This is a genomic window from Candidatus Methanomassiliicoccus intestinalis Issoire-Mx1, from assembly GCF_000404225.1.
GTDB lineage: Archaea > Thermoplasmatota > Thermoplasmata > Methanomassiliicoccales > Methanomassiliicoccaceae > Methanomassiliicoccus_A > Methanomassiliicoccus_A intestinalis.
Genome location: NC_021353.1, coordinates 1,644,085 through 1,662,919 on the forward strand (window position 1 = coordinate 1,644,085; position 18,835 = coordinate 1,662,919).

The window sequence follows — 18,835 nt, forward strand, 5'->3', positions numbered from 1 at the left end:
ACAATGCCACTTGGAAGTGAGTAATCATGGTTATGCCCCTGGCTTTACTGGAGAAATCAATGAACCACCGCATATCCCTACTACTCAAGGATGGAAGAATCCTTGAAGGAAAGTTAGCGGGTTATGACGATTATATGAACATGGTACTTGAGGAGACTGAAGAGCGTACAGCAGAACAGACCCGTCGTCTCGGAACTGTAGTTCTTCGCGGCAACAATGTCGTAAGGATCTCTCCAATGTAAATCTAAGATTATAATGAACGCATTAATCTTAGCTGGTGGACTCGGAACACGGTTGCGTCCACTAACAAACTATCTTCCCAAGCCGCTTATTCCATTAGTAGGAAAGCCGCTTGTAATGCATATTATTGACTCTCTGCCTAAAGAGGTTGACAGTGTAATTCTGGCAGTATCATACATGCGTGACAAGCTGGAAGAATACTTTAAGGAAAACGATGTAGGAAGAACGATAATTTTAGTCAGTGAAGAAGAGCCTCTGGGAACAGGAGGCGCTATCAAAAACGTTTCCAGATATCTTGATGATACATTTATTGTCATGAACGGTGACGTTGTTTGCTCATTAGATATCAGTGACATGCTGAAATTCCACAAAACACACGGCGGGATCGGCAGTATGTCGCTCTGGACAGTGGATGATCCTTCAGCATTTGGTGTTGTAGGTTGCAAAGACTCTAAAATAATGACTTTTCAGGAAAAACCGAAAAGAGAAGAAGCACTGTCCAACCTGATAAACGCAGGAACGTATATTTTTGAGAAAGAAATTTTTGACTATATTCCAGACGGAGTTGTTTCGATAGAGAAACAAGTATTTCCCAAAATTCTGGACAAAGGCATGTACGGCTATGAGTTCAATGGATACTGGGTAGACTGCGGAACCAGAGCCAACTACATCACAGCTCAGAAGATTCTTTTAAACAACGGATATGCACATGTTTCCACAGATGCAATCCTCGAAGATAATGTGAAGCTTACAGGTCAAAATCTCATCAAAAGAGCACATCTCAGAAACTGCAATATCGGTCCCAATGTATACATTGAAGACGATGTGCTAGTATCATCAAATGTAACGGTATCAAACAGCATGCTGCTGCGTGGTTCGCTGATCGAAGAAGGATCAACAATAGAAGGTTCTGTCATCAGCCAGGGCTGCATAGTTACAAAAAATTCTGTTGTGACTGATACCATATCAGCAAAAGATTGAATTTTACACTTTATAGATCATAATTTTTGCATATTTTTATCAACATTTACAATTCATTAGCCTGAGCCAGCATACTTTAGCGTATCATTACTGCGAATGAAGGTGTTTACAATAATCGAAAACGTTTCTTAGCGAAGTTGTTGCATTTCATTCACAAGAATGTCATTGAATGACAAAAGCAAAAAAAGTATAAGCACCAAAGACAATATGAGATCAAGGCGGGGGTTGACGGTTCCTTTGCAGGAACCGGGCTCGTAACGTGAGCCAGACGGATTGGACTTTTACATCCAATCAAGGATCGCTACAATGACATCATCGATCGTAACGATCGTCCAGACGCTACATCTGGAGAAAAGGTTCATTTCTTCACCTCCTCCCAAATGCGAGGATCCGGCCCGGCGGGGATGAGTGGTAGTCACCCCCGCAGGGCTGACTCTCCCTTTTTTCACAATTTCTTGCGACATCCGGGATTTTTCGAATTGACTTTTTGATATTTAATAAAAGAGCATTATGGTAAGAAGTGCGGCTAAAGCCTTGATATCGATAGCGTCTCCATTTTTAACTGAATCAAACGTATGAAAAGAGTTAGCAGTTCTGTTATCCAGCTTTGTTCATCAATATATAATGTTATTATGCTATATACTGCCATATAGAATACAATCTAAAGAAAGATAGGGAAGTTCAAATATCATACATTGCTATAAAACAACATTGAGTCTGATTCATAAGGTGTACTTGTTATGGATGAACGTTTATTTGGAACAAATGGTGTAAGGGGAGTAATCAATCAAGACTTGTCTGCACAACTCTCAATGGACTTGGGAAAAGCTATTGGAACCTGCATGAAAGGCAATGTCGCGATCGGTAATGATCCAAGAACATCTGCAGATATGATTAAAAGTGCAGTTGCTGCCGGAATTATGTCTTCTGGAGCCAATGTAATTGATCTGGGAATGGTTCCTACTCCAGTTGTACAGCATTATGTAAAATCCAATGGTATTGCAGGAGGAGTTATGATCACTGCATCTCACAATCCTCCAGAATTCAACGGCATCAAATGCATAGATGCAGACGGAACAGAGATGCCAAGACAGAAAGAAGAAGAAATTGAGAGGAGTTATTATAAAAAATCATTCTCAAATATGTCTTGGGATCAGGTCGGTTCGATGTATCCAAGATCTGGAGCTATCGATGCGTACCTTTCATCCATCATAAAATTGGTTGATGTTCAGGCAATAAAAAACGCCGAATTGAAAGTCGTTCTTGACTGTGCAAATGGAGCCTCAACAGTTTCATCACCAAGACTCTTGAAAGATCTGGGAGTCAGGGCGATTACTCTGAACGGCAATCCGATGGGAACATTTCCAGGACATCCGTCAGAGCCTACCGAAGATCATCTAAAAGATCTGATAGCGACTGTAAAGGAAACTGGAGCAGATTTGGGAATAGCTCATGACGGCGATGCCGACAGGACGATATTCATAGACAACAAAGGTCATTATCTCTACGGAGACAAAAGTCTGGCAATAGTAGCATCAGAAATGGTCAAAGAAAATAATGGCGGCACAGTAGTGACTCCTGTTTCATCTTCCAACTGTGTAGAAGATGTTGTGACCGCAGAAGGCGGAAAGATCGTTTACACCAAAGTAGGAGCTCCGGTTGTATCAAGAAAAATGATCGAGATCGGTGCAGTCTTTGGAGGAGAAGAAAACGGAGGATTGATCTTTCCAAAGCATCAGTACTGCAGAGACGGCGCCATGACTGCCGCCAAAATGCTTGAAATTGTATCAAAACAGGGACCTCTGTCAGACTTAGTAGAGAAACTTCCAAGATACAGTCAGGATAAACGCAAGACTGTGTGTCCAAATGATTTGAAAAATTCAGTTCTCTCCTATCTGGTAAAACAGTATGAAAAGGAAGAGGTCAATACCATTGACGGTGTAAAAATCTGCTACTCTGATGGATGGACTCTTGTAAGACCTTCTGGAACTGAACCTCTATTCAGAATATATTCTGAAGCAAAGACGGAACTGGAAGCAAAAGAAAGATCTGATGAGTGCGAGAAAGTTCTAGCAGAAGCAATAAGAAAATACCTAAAATGATCTGAAACCGGGGACAGTGCTTTCTAAGCCTGTACCTATTTATAATTTTTATAAAATTAATATATGCAATTAAAAACCAATAAGATAATTCTAATAAAACATCATGAAAAGGTTTGGGGTGCTTGTGTGCACCCATATGCATAGCTTACGACAAGAGGTTTTACAGGCATAATGTCCGAGCCTGTAGACTATGGATTTCGCTAGTGCTACAACACAATGGCTTACTCAATTAGACGATATGAGTATGCCTCTGCGATAGTAGTAATTGGACATAGCATCCAATATATTTATAGTTACGTATCGCACTAAAATACAACGAATCAAAAACAACATTTAAAACAAATAAACTACGAAAAGGTTTTGGGTGTCTGCACGAGACACCCGTAGCGCTTAACGTATGTATAGTGCATAAAGCTAACACTCCCTGACCATAATGGGAGGTTATCGAGGACGAAACTAACTTTAAAGTGGTTAGCTTTATTGCAGCTATAGTTGGAGATTACATCCAAATTATATATGCATTATCACTGCATAATTTTACACTGCAATTAAGTGTATTCACATGATCAAAAAAAGCAGAGCATGATCTGTGAAATGGTGTGCTGCGATAGCAGATATAGAAAAATAAGTGGGGCTGCGGCCCCATGCTGGTTTTATACTTTTATAATTTTACGTTTTCCCATTGCGACCATGTACAGAACTTCGTCGCCTGGTTGCAGGTCTGCAAATTCTGGATCAGCAGGTAATGAGAATTGTTCGTATGTTTCAAGGTCCATTACATTCAATTCGTCACCAGCAAGATTCAGGATCTGTCCCTTTCTCTTGTCGATCATTGGCACCTGGATTTTATGTTTCACTGGGTGCACAACGCTTCTCTTCTTTCCATCATACAAGCCTACAGCTTCTATACGAGCTTTAGCTTCGCCGTGTTTTCCAGGTTTGGATGTATCGATGGAAATAATCTTGCAGGGTTCCTCATCAATAAGCATATAACGGCCTACTTTGAGTTCCCTTACTTCAGCCTGAGTCCACATAGTAATCTAAAAAAGGGAAAACACCAGCTATTTATATAACTTGCTGGTCGAAAGCGCAATATTATGGAAAATTTTATTTTGCCTTTCTATTTTTGTTATTATTGCGTTTTTTAGGCTTGCGGTTTTGTCTTACGGGTTCCTTCCTTGGCGGAGGTTCGGGATACTTCTCCTGAATCTCTTCTACCCTTTTGCAGAGATCCTCATAAAGCTGATCTCCAATGAATTCACCTTTAAAGTAGTCAATCTTGGCAGCCAGCGATAATTTATTGGACATTGCTCTAGCGATCTTTCCCCTTTGCCAATATGCAGCCTTGTGAATCAGAGGATGCTGGAAGATTATACCGTGCTTAGGTGGTCTTTTGCCCTGTTTCAGGTGTGCAAAGAGAGCTTTTTCTGCACCTAGGAGCTGGACTGTTCCTGCAGGCATAGTTGTGAGACGCTTCAGACCCCCTGCCAGAGAGATTAATCTGGCAGCAAGACTGTGTCCTACAACTGCAGAAAGATTTGGTGCAGCCTTATCCATCCTGTCCTTGATGTATTTTTCAAGTTCCTCTTTTTCCTCGTATAAATAATGAAGTGAGGAGGCAAAATGCCTTATTGAGTTCAGATCAACTGGCTCTAACTCTGATCCTACTGTCTCCAAGCGGAGATCCAGAGAATCCAGAATATCCTCCCTTGACTCTTTTTCAGAGATCATGCGGGCATAGCTTTCATCAGCTGCATAGTCTGAAAGTTCTGGAAAATAGAGCCCGTACCACTCATGCAGTCTCTCACTAACAAGGTTAATTGTTTCTATCACATCATCCAGGGCTCTGACGGCCTGCACGATGACCCTGTCCGGCGACAAAGGCTCCCTGATCCTCATTTTTCCCAGTTCAATCATTACTTTCTGCATAAGCTGGGGAGAATAGCCAAAATCTTCAGGGTGAATGAATGAAGAATCACAGAATTCCGGTCTGCCCAATGAGGACATCCTTGCTTCAGCCACATGAATATGCTTTCCAGCCAGCTGTTCCTCTTCTGGAAGGATTTCACCGCGCTGAACAACTGAAAGCTTCTGCGCAATGGTGTTTGGATTCTTATCAAACAGGATACTGCGGACTACTTTGTCTTTGTCAACTAAGAATACTCCAAACCACTTTGTTACAATTATCATCGGCATGCACCATCATTTGCTCATAGCAAGTACCCTTTCGATTTCATCTTCTGGAAGACCGGGTACCTCACCGCATTTCAATTGTAAAGTGGCAATGTATTCAAGGGTTTCCATTCTGAAGAAGGCATCCATCAGATCTTTGCCGACTACCAAAGCGCCGTGGTTCTGCATCAGGCAGGCTTTGCTTGGTCCCATAGTGGCAATTAATTTCTCAGCCAAGCCGTCTGAACCTGGAGTATCGTAAGGTATCATCGGCACATCTTTTCCTAGGATCATTAAAGATTCTGGAGTAAGATTCGTACGGAGATCTTTTTTCTGGATGGCAAGAACTGTGCAAGAAACAGGATGGCAGTGGATGACTGCATTTACATCAGGCCGGGAACGGTAGATCCCTAAATGGAAGGGAGTCTCGATTGATGGTTTTCCTTTTCCGATTATCTCTCCTGATGAAATATCAATTTCAATCATATCGCGACCGGAAAGCATTCCTTTGCAGACACCTGACGGAGTGATCAACATAGAGTTGCCAGCCCTTACACTCATATTGCCGCCGCTGGCAATTGTCAGACGCTTTTCATAAAGCAGCCTGCCGACATCAGCCAGATCCTGAGAAAGTTGTTCATTCATAATTGCACCATCATAGTTTTGCAGAATTTATGCGGCTTATCTCGCTTGGAGACAAGACCCCAATTTCAGTTATGAAACCTTTAACATACTTAGCTTCAGACATATCGAATGATGGATTGAGCGCACTGCATCCGTCTGGAGCTATTCTGTATCCATCTATTTCTGTAACTTCCTCTTCACTGCGGTCTTCGATAACAATCTCTTTTCCGCTGGCAATGCTGAAGTCAAATGTTGAAACTGGAGCGGCTACATAAAATGGAATGCCTAACTCATGAGCTAAGACGGCCTTATCATAGGTCCCGATTTTATTGGCAAAATCTCCGTTTGCAGCGATTCTGTCAGCTCCGACTATGATCATATCCACACCTTTTCTCATCACTGCGCCTGATGCTCCATCGGCGATAATCTTGTGCGGGATCCCCTCGTTCAAAAGTTCCCATGCAGTTAGCTTCATACCCTGCAGCCTGGGACGGGTTTCAGAGGTATATACGAATATATTCTTACCCTGATCCCTGGCAGCCCTCATAGGTGCAAGAGCAGTCCCGATATCTACAGTTGCTAAGGCACCGGCATTGCAGTGAGTCATGATGACGTTTCCATCGGCAATTAATTCTGCTCCATATTCACCGATCTTACGGCATTTGTCTACAATCTGATCAGCGTAATTATTCGCGGCAGTGACCAGATTTTCATTATTTTTTGCAGCCTCGAGCATTTTATCTACAGCATAGAACAAATCAAAAGCTGTCGGCCTGGTAGATTTCAGAACAGTTGCTGCTTCCAAAAGATCTACTTCCTGCAGAGATGCTAAAGCCATGCCATACGCCGCAGAGGCACCGATAGCAGGTGCACCGCGGACTGTCATATTTTTGATAGCCTCGGCTACATCAAGATAATTAGAAAATTCGATAATTTTGAACTCATGAGGTAAGATTCGCTGGTCGATCATTTTGACTTTGTTATCTTCAAACCATACTGCACGGATATCAATGGATCCACCATCAGTAAGAACTTTCATTTAACCACTTAGTTGTAGGAAGTCGCTTACAAATAATATACTTGTTGACAAAAAAGATAAGGGAGATTTAACCCCCTAAGTGTTTATCTGCTTGGAATCTTGTTGTCAATCAGAACTACCATCCCCATCTGATTATTATCTATCGGTTCTCCATTGATGCATATTTTTGAGAGCTCATCAACAGAGGAGCTGCTGTACAGGCAATACATGCGCACTAGGCAATTACCATACATGCTTGGTCCCCTTGTCATAGGAGGACCTTCCCAACCACAATCCTTCCATGCCCAATACTTCTCAAAAGATGTTATCAATTCCAGAGGAGTAACATACATATCAAGAGCATTAGTTTCACGATCAGAGCAGATTCCCCCAAACAGATTGAGTGTAGATGTTACCAAGTCATAATCGTAGACCGTTGTATATGTTAAGCAATTTCCAGTGATTTTCATGAGTTCATTGAGAGATAAAACATCATGTGGTACTCTGCCTGTCTGAAAATGATTTTTATCAAAATATTCATCTTTTGCCATCCTCTCAAGTATGGTTGTGTCATGAAGATGCGCGGTGTTGTTAGAATCAGTAAAATGATAGATTACATCTTCAGACACTTTGCGACAATTCCACATAGGAGTCATACCTGGTTTTTTTACACTTATATCTATATGGGAGACCATGGTTTCAGGCCCAAATGGGGGCATATCAACATCCAGATAAATGGCAATGTTGTCTCCCCTTGTTAGATACCAATATACGAATAAGAACAAACGAGCGTCTATTTTGGGACAGATATCATCTGCCACTACATATGTGTGCCAATCAACATCAGTGTTCATCAGTTTGTTGAGATGGTGATTAAAATTATCAGCATATTCCTGTTGAGATGCGTTGAGAATTTCATCATATCTGGCCAACTTGATACAACCATAAATTAATGTTTCTTCTTCCAAGTATGGATATCCCCTTGGGGGTGCATGACTCATGATTTCTTCTAAAGGCACATCTGTAAGTATCGTGGTCATATTACTCCGCCATAGAATGCATGTGCTGTGTATTTTTTAGTACTCTCATTATATTGTAGTAAATCGATTACAAATAATGTACTTGCTGACAGGAATAAGATTGGGCATTTGCCCAAATATTATGTTTTATTGTCGATTAGATGAAAGCTATCAATCCAATCAGATTATTGTCAACAGGTACGTCCCATATACAAACCCTGAGGAGCATATTGACATAGGATCTGCTATAGAGACCGTACATTTTCACCTGGCAGTCATTATATTTGCTGTCTTTTCTAGTCATCGGAGGAGTTTTACCGCCTCGATCTTTCCACTCCCAGTACTGCTCATATGATGTTATCAGTTCTAATGGTTTAGCGTACTTCTTCCATACTTCATTCTCTCTTGCTGACAGTATTCCACCGAGTTCAGAGAGTATAGACATCGCTTCATCATAATCATAGACTGTTGTATACATCGAACAGTTTCCAGAAATTTCCATGAGCTCTTTGAGTGTTATATGATCGTTTGGTATTCTGCCGATTAAAAAATTCTCATCAAAATATTCATCTTTACTCATCCGTTCCAAAATAGCAGTATCATGAAGGTGTGCACTGCCGCTGGGATCTAAGAAATGATATAGCACATCTGGGACATTACGATGATACTCTTCCTTAGGTGTCATGCCTGAACCTTTTGGTGCAATGTCTATGGTTGAAACCATAGTCTCTGGTCCAAATCCCGGTATATTCTCTATGCGGTATAGTACGATATGCTTACCTTTTGTAAGATACCAATACACAAATAGAAACGTACTAACATCAATTGATAGTCCGGTATCCTCTTCCAGAGTATATACGTACCAATGATTTACATCAGTATGCAGAAGATTATTGACCTGCTGATCAAAACCGCAGTTGAAGTATTTGAGATAGCTGAGTCGTATATCATCACGCCTGATGATCCTCACACAGCCATGAATCAGCAGTTCATCTTCTAGGTAGTCCTCTCCTCTTGAAGGTGCATGCTCCATTATCTCTTCAAGGGGTCTATCAGTGAGTATTGCGGTCATATTGGTTCTCCATAGAATGCATGTGCTGGATATTACTTAATGCTCTAGGATATGAATGAGACCCTAAATTTTGAATTAATAAATTGAGAATAAATTAGATGAGAGGATTTTCTCTCAACATCTCAATATCACTGATGTAAAGGTCCCTCAGATCTTTCAGATTCCACCTTAGCATGGCTAACCTTTCAAATCCCATGCCCCATGCTAAAACAGGATGTTTTATTCCAAAAGGCTCTGTAACCTCTGGACGGAATACTCCGGCTCCACCGAGTTCCATCCATTTTCCTCTGAATTTAACCTCTACTTCTAATGAAGGTTCTACGTAAGGGAAATACCCTGGACGGAATCGTATGTCTGTGAAACCCATGCGACGGTAGAATTCTTTGATGATACCGCACAGCATATCGAAATTCGCATCTTCATCCATGATGATCCCTTCAATCTGTGTGAATTCTGGAAGATGCGTTGCATCTATGGCTTCTTTTCTGAAAACTTTGCTGAGTGAGAACACCTTTACTGGAGGTTCAGTGTGCTGGCTGAGATATTTGATGCTGTTGACGGTTGTGTGAGTCCTCAGAAGTAGTTTTTCAGCTTCCTCCTTTGACCATTTTGTTCCCCAGCCTATTGATCCTGTATTTCCTCCGTTCTCATGAATTGCTGCTACTTTTTCTACTACAGGATCGTCCAATTCAGCACGCTGCGGATGTGCTAAGTAGAAAGTGTCTTGGAGTTCCCTGGCTGGGTGATCTTGTGGTGTAAAGAGGGCATCCATGTTCCAGAATGCAGGCTGCACGTATTGTTCATCGATTTCTTTAAACCCCATACTGGTAAAAATCGTTCTAATCTCATCGGCTATGATGCTCAGAGGATGTTTTTTACCGGGATAGATTGCAGGTGCAAATGTCCTGACATCATATTTTCTAATGGCAACGTCTTTCCATTTCCCACTCTGGATCAATTCTGGAGTCAGTTGTGCTACTTCTTCTTTGACTTCTAATCCGCTGTTCACAACTTCTTTTCCCAGATCAGTCAATGTAAGTATCCTATCTGTGACTATGCGCTCAGATATAAGATCCTGCCTGGATTTTAATTGAGCTATGGCTTTTGAATCAAGATCAGACTCGTGTGCCTCACCGTTTGATAAGATTCTCAAAACTTTTTCATCGTCTGTCTCAGTTTTGGATTTTCCCTCTTCTGTAACGATGATCATTGTTTTGCCAGATGATTTGTCAATGGATGCGAGATTCTTTTTTCTCAGCCAGCCGAGAGCAATAGAAACTTCAGAACTGTCGACCGCTTTTGACAGATCGGCCATTTCTATTTTACCGTCATTGTTCAATATGTATTCCAACGCCCGCCTCTCAGGAAGAGGCGCATCCAACGGCTTCTTAAGGGCATAGCATTTGTAAGAGGTCTCAGAAAGAGTGATTAATCCCTTAGCATTAAGCCAGGAAGCAGCATTCATGACTTCAACTAACTGGTCAAAAGCACCAGCAGAAAATATTTCTTCAGGGGAAGTCGGTTTACCTTTCGATGCCAGCGCTAGAAGTAGCCTTGATTCGTTGGCATTCAGGCCTTCTAGAATTTCTGAGACATTCATAAAAAGAGGAAAAACGCATTAGTAATTAAGACTAATCCTCGCAGAAAAGATAATCCTGAACTTTGTCTCTCGCTTTTTCCCGTTTCTCCTGATGAATTTCAATAAAGTTTACCATAGAATCCGCTAATGACTTTTTACACTCGCCACAGAGAATTTCTCCATTACGGCATTTTATCATCAGTTCCTCAAGCTTTTTGTCATCTTCTTCAAAGAGGAAATGCAGGTATTTGAACACAGAACAGATTTCTGGTTTACCACCATTCTTCCTTTGATCTTCAACTGTTACTGCACCACCTGTAAATGCAGACATTACCTTTTTACGGACTTGTTTGGGAGTATCAGTGGTGTATATTGTACTGTTTGGTTGTGAAGATGACATTTTATCTGTTCCCTGAAGACCGGGAAACATTTTATTGTGCAGCAGTGCTGGTTTATAGTATCCTAACAGCGGAGCTATGTCTCTAGCAACCCTGAAGTGAGGATCCTGATCGATTCCGCAGGGGATCAGGCAAGGAACATTCTTTCCTTCGATTTCAGATACCATGAAGGCTGGAGCTGCCTGGATGCTTGTATAAAATATGCTCCCAATGTTAGTGGAATTTTCAAACCCAAACACAGCACGAGCTGTAGAAAATGTGATTTTCTTTGCAGTTTTCAAAGCGATGGGATAAAGAGTCTTGATACAGTTCGTATCTATTATTATCTTAGTTAATGTAGGATCAAAGCCTAAAGCGATTACATCCAGCATGTTTTCGTATGCCATATTTTTTGTATCATCCAATGTTAATTTTTCATTGAAAAGAAATTTCTCATCATCAGTGAGCTGAAAATAAAGTGGTACTTTGAAGGTATCCTGAAGATATTTTGTGAATATCCAAGGCATTAGGTGCCCCATGTGAGTGTTACCAGACGGCCCCCTTCCAGTATACAGATAAAATTTTTCACCTGCATCATAGCGATCAAGGATCCAATCCATGTCCCTGTGAGAGTATACTATACCTCGCTTAAGCAATGGATGAAGCTCGCCATACTTAGACATACGATCAAGAAGTGCATTATCAACATGTTTGGTTCCAAATCTTTCGATTAACATGTCGTAATCTACTTCACCGCTGACTTCCCAGGGAGTGACTTTAAAATCCTCAGCCATCTTACCAAAGCGAAGAGAGCGCTGGTAGTGTTTAAATTTTACCTTGGGTAGTTCTTTAAGTTAGAATACAGAATTGCTATTGTTGTACGTCATACCCAGATAGCATGACGCCTCTCTAGGGACTGTTCGTTTTGTCCTGTTTTCTCCATTATTTTAGGAATCAACAGATCAAAGAATAACAGCGAAGCATCTTCAAAAATAGTTCCAAGAGGAGCGTTACGCTTTTTTTCCTTATCATCTGGAGAAGATATCTGAATGATTAGGTTAGAAGCGTGTCCAAGTTTTGAATTAGGATGAGAAGTTATTGAAATAACCTCAGCTCCTACCCTCCTTACGATATTGGCAGTCTGTACAGCAGACATTGTTTCACCAGTGTTTGAGACAATTATCACAAGATCTCCGGAATCAACAATTGGCGTTGTCATTTCCCCTACGAAATGAACATCAAAGCCCAGCTGTACCAAACGGACTGCAAATGCCTGAGCGATGAGACCGGATCTGCCTACACCATAAATGAAGATCTTTCTGGGCGCAGTTATAGAATCGATCATCAGATCGACAGATGCTTGATTTACGCCAGATAGTGCTTTATCAATTGCGCCGAGAAAGTAGTTTAGTGTCTCTTTCATGAGATCACTTATCTCTTTCTTTTAGGTGAGGATTTTTTTAATTCGAGATCATCAAAACTGTCGGATTCTGTATCTAAGTCATCAATTGAATCGTCAGGGAACGATGCAGATTCATCAGATGAGGGTGATACCCCATCGATTGAGATGTCATATCCTACATCGTCAAACGACTGCTCCTTTCCGCCTTTCTTAATTCTGGACTCTTTTGACACTTTTCTCGTGAGCATGCGTTCGTATATCAGTTTCATATACATCGCATCGTGCTCCAGCAGTGGAGATGAAGAGATTATAGTTACATTTGCAGACTCATCAGCTAGATACTCGGCCAGCGGTTCGAATTTAAGGTCTCCGCGCTTGATTGGAGTTATCCTTTTCTCATTTCCGCCTTCATGCTCTACACCTGCAAAATGAGCGTAAATATCATTGCTTGCATATTTCCTGACTTCATCAATAAGTATGCCAAAATCTTCAGGTTCGTGCAGCGTAGGATTGCGGGCATGAACATGAGCAAAATTAATCACAGGTATTGTTCCTGGAACATTATCACAGACTTCAAAGATTTCAGATGTGGAACCAAATACTTCCTGACGTCCGCTCATCTCCAAACCTAATTTTGGCCTGATTCCATTATCGTCCCACCAAGCCATTATCTCGGAAAGATTGTCGATAATGTTTTTCTTGGTCTGTTTTTTAGGGTTGTCACCGTACAAACCCATGTGTGTTACAACGATTTTACCATCCATCTGATCAGTCATCATGCCGGCCCATCTCAGAGCATTGAGACATTTTGCTGTCAGTTCATCATTGGTTCCAAGATCCATATAGTATGGAGTGTGCATTGAAAGCTGGACATCCATCTCTTTGCCCATTGCTCCAATTTCATTGAATTCAGAGTAAGTTTGAGCAAGGCCTGAAGCAAGAGATATTAGGACATCAGATTCCTTGATTGGCTCTGACGGGTCGGTTATGGATATCTCTTTTTTCCCTTTGGTTCTGATTATTTCTACAACTAAATCAGTCTCAATTTCTAAGGGAGAAAGACCGATTTCATCATCGTCCGGAAATCTTTCCATTGCATTTATTCGCAACATTTGAACTTCCATGGCTGTTAAGCCCAGGCTGTGGACATCTTCAATTCCATCCCTAAGTGTTCTTCCTTTACACGAGAGCGGGATACCAGCGGGACCAAATCGTATCATGGACAAATCACCATCACAATAACTCCAACACTTCCAGAATGGAGGTTATATCTGATTATATTTATAACTAATGAAAAAGATGAAGGATTTATAAATCTTCTTCTATCGATGCATCATCTGAAGAATAGAAATGCTAAAGCATCTGATGATATAAATACGAATATCAAAAAGAGATCATTGGAAAGCTTTATCTATTGCATCCTGTTTAGAGCTCCCACTCAATGTCGAGGGAGTCAGAATGAAAACGACACAGAAGACAGATCCCAATTTAGTAGCCCTCATCGCTGAATTGAAGAGGGAGACGCGCGAAGGGGATGCGGCCATCTGGCGAGACATTGCTCAAAGACTAGAAAAACCCAGTCGTAACTGGGCCGAAGTTAACTTGAGCAAGCTAGAAAGGAACGCAAACGATGGAGACATAATTTTAGTGCCTGGAAAGGTACTAGGTGCTGGGAAAATTAGTAAAAACATTACTATCGCAGCATACCGTTTCTCTGCCGCAGCCGCAAAAGCCATAGAAGACGCTGGTGGAAAAAAGCTTACAATAGCTGAGCTAGTGAAAGAAAACCCCAGTGGTAAAGGCGTAAGGATTATGGGGTGATTATATGGCAATTGTTATCGATGCAGATAAACACATCCTAGGACGTCTGAGCACAAATATCGCAAAGCGTATCCTTAATGGTGAAGAGGTAATCGTAGTAAATGCCGAGAAAGCAATCATTACAGGCGACAGGCAAGTGATATTCAACAAGTACCTTGATAAATATCACCGTGGAAAGCAGACAAGCGGTCCGTTCTTCCCAAAGAGAGCTGATCTAATCCTCAAGAAAACAGTCAGGGGAATGATTCCATTCATGCACCCAAGAGGAAGAGAAGCATACCGCAGAGTAAGGGTATACGTTGGAATTCCTAAAGAGCTGGAGTCCGCTAAACTTGAAAAGATTGAAAGCGCGATGACACTTTGGACTGACAAATATGTAACCCTCGGTGAAGTTGCAGAACGTCTCGGATCTAGAGTGAGGTGATTGTATGGCAGACGCAGTAAATACTAGCGGTAAGAGAAAAGAAGCTGTCGCCCGTGCTTCCGTAAAAAGCGGAAGTGGGAAAGTCAGGGTAAATAATGTACCAATTGAGATATACACTCCTGAACTTGCCCGTTTCAAAATGATGGAACCTCTGCTCCTCGCAGGGGATAAAGTTGCAGCTGTAGATATCAACGTAAATGTTCAGGGTGGAGGATTTATGGGACAGGCTGAAGCAGTCCGTACATCCATCGCAAAAGGACTTGTTGAATTTCTGCAGGATTCAGAACTAGAGGCAAGCTTCAAACAATATGACCGCTCTTTGCTTATCAGCGACCCGCGTAGAAAACTTCCAAAGAAACCACAGGGACGCGGTGCTAGAAAGAAGAGACAGAAGTCATACAGGTGATGCAATATGATGATCCCAGTAAGGTGCTTTACATGCGGCAAGGTCGTCGGAGGCCTATACGAAACATATGTCAAAAGAGTGCAGATGGGCGAAAACCCCAAGGACGTCTTAGATGACCTTGGTTTAACCCGCTACTGTTGCCGCAGGATGATCGTCGCTCACGCAGATTTAGTCGACGAAGTTATACCTCTGGGCTAAGCTTATAAACCTCTTTCCCTTTTCCCTTTTATATCAACGGGTCCGTGGGGTAGCTTGGTATCCTTCCAGCTTGGGGTGCTGGTGACTCCGATTCAAATTCGGACGGACCCACCAATTACCACTGGTAAACATTAAATCTGGCTCTAATTCCGCCGGCATTCAGTGCATTGGAATTCGCCAGCAAAAATCACAAGAATCATATACAAAAAACGCTGAATATGAACCGCCCTCACTCACATTTTTTAAGCTTCGACACCTTAAAATCTGTGAGGGCGGTCCTCTCTTACGACTTTTTCAAAAACATATTTATAAAGATCAAGCGTTAGCCCTCGGCGTTGCGCATAGCGTAACAGGTGTCGAAGAAATGAGAAGAAGAATTGAATTAGCTCTAGCTTTAGCTCTGAAGCTAAATGATAAGCCAGCAATAGCGCTAGCTCTTGAGAAGGAAGTGGTCAATTGACGCTTCCGAGCGTTTTAACACCGATCTTCAAAGCAAACAAAGCTCTGACGATAAATGAACTCAACAAATCACTCGATGAGCTTGAATTTGCATTAAATATCCTGGAAGAAGATCTAAAAAAGAGGCAGATAACGGCTCTGAACTGGACACGGAGACGGTCATAATGACCACCTCCTACCCTTATTTCATGTCTGCTTTAGATCTCTATTCGCAGACCTACCTTGACCTGCCTTGTGACGAGTCAATCCACTGGATACGGAAAGACTGTTGTGAATTTTGCATACACAACGAGGTATCTGCTCCGTGCAGGTATGACAAGTTCAGATGCACAAGCGGAAGAGTAAGCTGCAGAACCTGCCCCAGGTGCAGACACTTTGAACCTCTGAAAAGGGAGCGGCAATGAAGCTTTACGCCTGCCCTCTCAAACCAGGTCTGCGGTGCTCCGCGACCATCAGACTAGGTGCAGAATCTCACTGCTTAGGGTGTACCGTGTGTACGTATAGCAAGGGAGGGCACTCTTGCAACACTGGCCGTGACTATGACCACAGAAAACACAGGAAACCTAGGGTTTTTAGGGAAGAGTTTTCTGCAACACTGGCCGTGACTAAGGGAGGGCACCCTTTGAAGGGCACTCTTGCAACACTGGCCGTGACTAAAACCGTGACACCTACGGGAGGGCTCCGCCGTGATTTCTAAACCCATGCCCCTCTCCAAAACTCTTACGAAAGTTTTCACAATGTTAGTGCATGGAAATAGCCAGGCTACAATTTCTATGAGGCTTAGAAAGCCTAAACAGAGAATTTCTGAGTATGTGAAAGAGCTAGAAAGGCTAGGATACGTCAGGAAAAAAGAAGGTTCCTCAAAACCTGTGATCTACGAAGCCGGAAATGTGCCAGACTTTTTATTGGATAAACTACCCGAAGGGTACTCTTGCAACACTGGCCGTGACTACAAGGCAAAAATCAAGGGCATAGCCCCCACCACCCCCTCCCTTAGTCACGCCCCCGATCACGATTCTAGGTTCCTGAATTTTCATCATTCGATGTGCAAGGTGCAGGTCTACAAACACGGCGATATTGGTTTCATAGAGAAGGATTCATGGAACAGGCCTATCAAAAACAACACACGGTCTCTCAGGGGAGAGCTCCCCTACTACGAGAAGCCTATTCACTATGAAAATCTCGTTAAGCTGCTTGGCCGCATGCCTTATTCTCCTGATCCCACAGTGACAATCGTAGTCAACGAGAGCTACAAGCAGGGAGGAGACCCTAAACTTCTGTTGCTCATCAATCCTCCTGAACTAATAGTCACCCCTGACGAAGGAGATATCTGGGAACAGATAGCAGTTGAAGCAACAAAAGACATAATCGATTATCTGGAAACTGAACTGGAATGGCAGTTAGGTGCTCCCATTCTAACAAAACAGAAACCGCACCTGGAACAGTACGATGAATCCCTGAAAGGCATATCTGACAGAATCGTAACGTATTCCGAAAGCAGAGAGGTGTATCTCTCAGACTCAAGGAAAGGATACGAAATCGGTGCACACACTCCAACGCTGGCAAGAATCATCGTTGAAGCTCCAGAAAAGATACGAGGACTAGAGGCAAATGTCGAATCAATGGCCACTCAAATGACATCTTTCCAGAATGATTTGGAAACATTCTGGTCTATTTATGAGATGGATGCCAAGAGGACAAAAGAGGCAATTAGGAACGATATTGAATTCAAGCATTTCGTAATGGCCAAGATTGGATCAACTCAGCAGTCAGAGGAGCCAACAACTGCATCAACAGACTTTGGAGTGATGTACCTATGAAAGCAGTGCCCCCGTTTCCATATTACGGCGGTAAATCAAGACATCTGCGTTTCATTCTGCCGAAACTACCTCAGACCAAACGCTACTGTGAGCCCTTCGCCGGCGCCGCATCCGTCTTACTGTCAAGAGACCCAGTTGAGGTGGAAACATACAACGACCTGGACTCAAACATTGTCATATTCTTCAGAGTCCTCAGAGAACAGACGGAAGATCTTCTCAAATCGCTTGAGTTGACACCGTTTTCCCAGGAAGAGTTTAAAAATGCCCTGATAACCCTCAATACAGAAGGACACAGCGACCTGGAACGCGCAAGATCATTTTTCATCAGAGCCACAATGTCCAGAGGGGCAAGACCATATCATGGAGCGTGGAATCCTTCCATCACACATACGCGGCGTGAAATGTCCGGCGCCGTAGGTAGATACCAGGTCAATCTGGAACGTTTAGAGCTCATCGCATCAAGACTTCTGAGGGTGCAGATAACAAACGATGACGCTCTCAAGATCATCAGGAAATATGACACTCAGGATACACTCTTCTATGTGGATCCTCCGTACTACCATGGTTCCAGGTCAAATTCTTACTGCTACAAATATGAAATGAGCTCGGTGCAACATAGGCATCTGGCATACATTCTCAACAACGTAGAAGGCTACGTGGCCATATCTGGATACCACTCAGACTTTTTTGATGAGCTTTACGAAGGCTGGTATTGCAGTAAAGATAAAATCAACAGAAACAACGAGTTAAAATCAGAGAGACAGGAAATCCTCTGGACCAATTATGATCCAGAAACGTTTGAGAAGCTGAATATCAAACAGGCGCCGAAGCAGACAAAACTTGAAGAGGTGGTTCAATGAGCTTTGAGGATCTATTACTCAAGACTCTTAAGCTCATCAAAGACTCAGATGTTCCTCTTGATCGAAAATCCCTCGTCAGCATGATAGACTGCGGTGAGGACAACGAGATCTTAACAAATGTTTTTAAGTACATTGAAGACGAGCGTTTAGCTGATTATTTTCTCAGAGGATATGTGCTAAGTCCATTGGGACGAGACTATCTCAAACGCTCTAAAATGTTTTCCGGAAAGCAGGCCAGACTAGATTTTTTAGGTGATTAAT

The 18,835-nt window shown here is 42.3% G+C and carries 23 protein-coding genes and 1 tRNA gene; 12 read left to right on the forward strand and 12 right to left on the reverse strand.

Annotation, left to right across the window (positions count from 1 at the left end; all coding sequences use genetic code 11):
- Positions 1-26 precede the first annotated feature (26 nt).
- Together H729_RS07825 and H729_RS07830 are read left to right on the forward strand one after the other, a co-directional pair.
- The gene (locus tag H729_RS07825; protein WP_048134072.1) at positions 27-242 is read left to right on the forward strand and encodes an LSM domain-containing protein; all 216 of its coding nucleotides are present in this window, start codon (positions 27-29) and stop codon (positions 240-242) included.
- Positions 243-255: 13 nt separating this feature from the next.
- Positions 256-1,221: a sugar phosphate nucleotidyltransferase gene (locus H729_RS07830; RefSeq protein WP_020449470.1), complete on the forward strand. Its 966-nt coding sequence runs from the start codon at positions 256-258 to the stop codon at positions 1,219-1,221.
- A gap of 281 nt (positions 1,222-1,502) precedes the next feature.
- Here H729_RS07830 and H729_RS09910 read toward each other — a convergent pair whose 3' ends face one another.
- Positions 1,503-1,685, reverse strand: coding sequence for a hypothetical protein (locus H729_RS09910; RefSeq protein WP_147554420.1), 183 nt, complete (start codon positions 1,683-1,685; stop codon positions 1,503-1,505).
- Positions 1,686-1,961: 276 nt separating this feature from the next.
- Here H729_RS09910 and glmM point away from each other — a divergent pair, with 276 nt between their 5' ends.
- Positions 1,962-3,323 carry a phosphoglucosamine mutase gene (gene glmM / locus H729_RS07835; RefSeq protein WP_020449471.1) on the forward strand — a complete coding sequence of 454 codons (1,362 nt, stop codon included), beginning with the start codon at positions 1,962-1,964 and terminating at the stop codon, positions 3,321-3,323.
- Positions 3,324-3,976: 653 nt separating this feature from the next.
- Here the strand turns inward: glmM and H729_RS07840 are convergent.
- The 10 genes from H729_RS07840 to H729_RS07885 all read right to left on the reverse strand — a co-directional run bounded on the left by H729_RS07840 (position 3,977) and on the right by H729_RS07885 (position 13,806).
- Entirely contained in the window at positions 3,977-4,357 is a 381-nt protein-coding gene (locus H729_RS07840) for a translation initiation factor IF-5A (protein ID WP_020449472.1), read from the reverse strand.
- 73 nt (positions 4,358-4,430) lie between these two features.
- Complete coding sequence (locus tag H729_RS07845) at positions 4,431-5,513, reverse strand: ribosomal biogenesis protein (RefSeq protein ID WP_048134074.1); 1,083 nt, start codon at positions 5,511-5,513, stop codon at positions 4,431-4,433.
- Between the two features lie 12 nt (positions 5,514-5,525).
- Entirely contained in the window at positions 5,526-6,140 is a 615-nt protein-coding gene (locus H729_RS07850; RefSeq protein WP_020449474.1) for a class II aldolase/adducin family protein, read from the reverse strand.
- A 10-nt stretch (positions 6,141-6,150) separates the two neighbouring features.
- A complete protein-coding gene (gene mtnA / locus H729_RS07855; RefSeq protein ID WP_020449475.1) occupies positions 6,151-7,158 on the reverse strand; it encodes an S-methyl-5-thioribose-1-phosphate isomerase in 1,008 nt (335 codons plus the stop codon).
- Positions 7,159-7,241: 83 nt separating this feature from the next.
- The gene (locus H729_RS07860) at positions 7,242-8,177 is read right to left on the reverse strand and encodes a hypothetical protein (protein WP_020449476.1); all 936 of its coding nucleotides are present in this window, start codon (positions 8,175-8,177) and stop codon (positions 7,242-7,244) included.
- A gap of 136 nt (positions 8,178-8,313) precedes the next feature.
- Positions 8,314-9,228, reverse strand: a complete 915-nt coding sequence (locus tag H729_RS07865) for a hypothetical protein (RefSeq protein ID WP_020449477.1) — start codon at positions 9,226-9,228, stop codon at positions 8,314-8,316.
- A 94-nt stretch (positions 9,229-9,322) separates the two neighbouring features.
- Positions 9,323-10,828: a phenylalanine--tRNA ligase subunit alpha gene (pheS, locus tag H729_RS07870; protein ID WP_020449478.1), complete on the reverse strand. Its 1,506-nt coding sequence runs from the start codon at positions 10,826-10,828 to the stop codon at positions 9,323-9,325.
- Positions 10,829-10,859: 31 nt separating this feature from the next.
- Positions 10,860-11,978 carry a tryptophan--tRNA ligase gene (locus H729_RS07875; protein WP_020449479.1) on the reverse strand — a complete coding sequence of 373 codons (1,119 nt, stop codon included), beginning with the start codon at positions 11,976-11,978 and terminating at the stop codon, positions 10,860-10,862.
- 89 nt (positions 11,979-12,067) lie between these two features.
- On the reverse strand, positions 12,068-12,607 hold the full coding sequence (locus H729_RS07880; protein ID WP_020449480.1) for an SIS domain-containing protein: 540 nt from the start codon (positions 12,605-12,607) through the stop codon (positions 12,068-12,070).
- 8 nt (positions 12,608-12,615) lie between these two features.
- On the reverse strand, positions 12,616-13,806 hold the full coding sequence (locus tag H729_RS07885; RefSeq protein ID WP_020449481.1) for a TIM barrel protein: 1,191 nt from the start codon (positions 13,804-13,806) through the stop codon (positions 12,616-12,618).
- Positions 13,807-14,044: 238 nt separating this feature from the next.
- Between H729_RS07885 and H729_RS07890 the strand changes: the two genes are divergently transcribed.
- The 6 genes from H729_RS07890 to H729_RS10045 all read left to right on the forward strand — a co-directional run bounded on the left by H729_RS07890 (position 14,045) and on the right by H729_RS10045 (position 16,059).
- Positions 14,045-14,407: a 50S ribosomal protein L18e gene (locus H729_RS07890; RefSeq protein WP_020449482.1), complete on the forward strand. Its 363-nt coding sequence runs from the start codon at positions 14,045-14,047 to the stop codon at positions 14,405-14,407.
- Positions 14,408-14,411: 4 nt separating this feature from the next.
- Entirely contained in the window at positions 14,412-14,831 is a 420-nt protein-coding gene (gene rplM / locus H729_RS07895; RefSeq protein ID WP_020449483.1) for a 50S ribosomal protein L13, read from the forward strand.
- 4 nt (positions 14,832-14,835) lie between these two features.
- Positions 14,836-15,237: a 30S ribosomal protein S9 gene (locus H729_RS07900; protein WP_020449484.1), complete on the forward strand. Its 402-nt coding sequence runs from the start codon at positions 14,836-14,838 to the stop codon at positions 15,235-15,237.
- A gap of 6 nt (positions 15,238-15,243) precedes the next feature.
- Positions 15,244-15,435 carry a DNA-directed RNA polymerase subunit N gene (locus H729_RS07905; RefSeq protein WP_020449485.1) on the forward strand — a complete coding sequence of 64 codons (192 nt, stop codon included), beginning with the start codon at positions 15,244-15,246 and terminating at the stop codon, positions 15,433-15,435.
- Between the two features lie 38 nt (positions 15,436-15,473).
- Positions 15,474-15,549, forward strand: a tRNA-Pro gene (locus H729_RS07910).
- 342 nt (positions 15,550-15,891) lie between these two features.
- Entirely contained in the window at positions 15,892-16,059 is a 168-nt protein-coding gene (locus tag H729_RS10045) for a hypothetical protein (protein WP_172618685.1), read from the forward strand.
- A 77-nt stretch (positions 16,060-16,136) separates the two neighbouring features.
- On the opposite strand, the gene H729_RS10230 is transcribed toward H729_RS10045, so the two are convergent.
- The gene (locus H729_RS10230; RefSeq protein WP_256365361.1) at positions 16,137-16,268 is read right to left on the reverse strand and encodes a hypothetical protein; all 132 of its coding nucleotides are present in this window, start codon (positions 16,266-16,268) and stop codon (positions 16,137-16,139) included.
- A 312-nt stretch (positions 16,269-16,580) separates the two neighbouring features.
- Between H729_RS10230 and H729_RS07920 the strand changes: the two genes are divergently transcribed.
- From H729_RS07920 to H729_RS07930, 3 genes are read left to right on the forward strand one after another with little or no spacing between them, the layout of a single operon-like run.
- Positions 16,581-17,714 (forward strand): TrmB family transcriptional regulator, encoded by a 1,134-nt coding sequence (locus H729_RS07920; RefSeq protein WP_147554421.1) that lies wholly within the window; start codon positions 16,581-16,583, stop codon positions 17,712-17,714.
- Complete coding sequence (locus tag H729_RS07925; protein WP_020449486.1) at positions 17,711-18,574, forward strand: DNA adenine methylase; 864 nt, start codon at positions 17,711-17,713, stop codon at positions 18,572-18,574. Before H729_RS07920 ends, H729_RS07925 begins: the two co-directional genes overlap by 4 nt.
- Positions 18,571-18,834, forward strand: a complete 264-nt coding sequence (locus tag H729_RS07930) for a hypothetical protein (protein WP_020449487.1) — start codon at positions 18,571-18,573, stop codon at positions 18,832-18,834. The genes H729_RS07925 and H729_RS07930 overlap by 4 nt, the downstream gene beginning before the upstream one ends.
- Position 18,835: the final 1 nt, after the last annotated feature.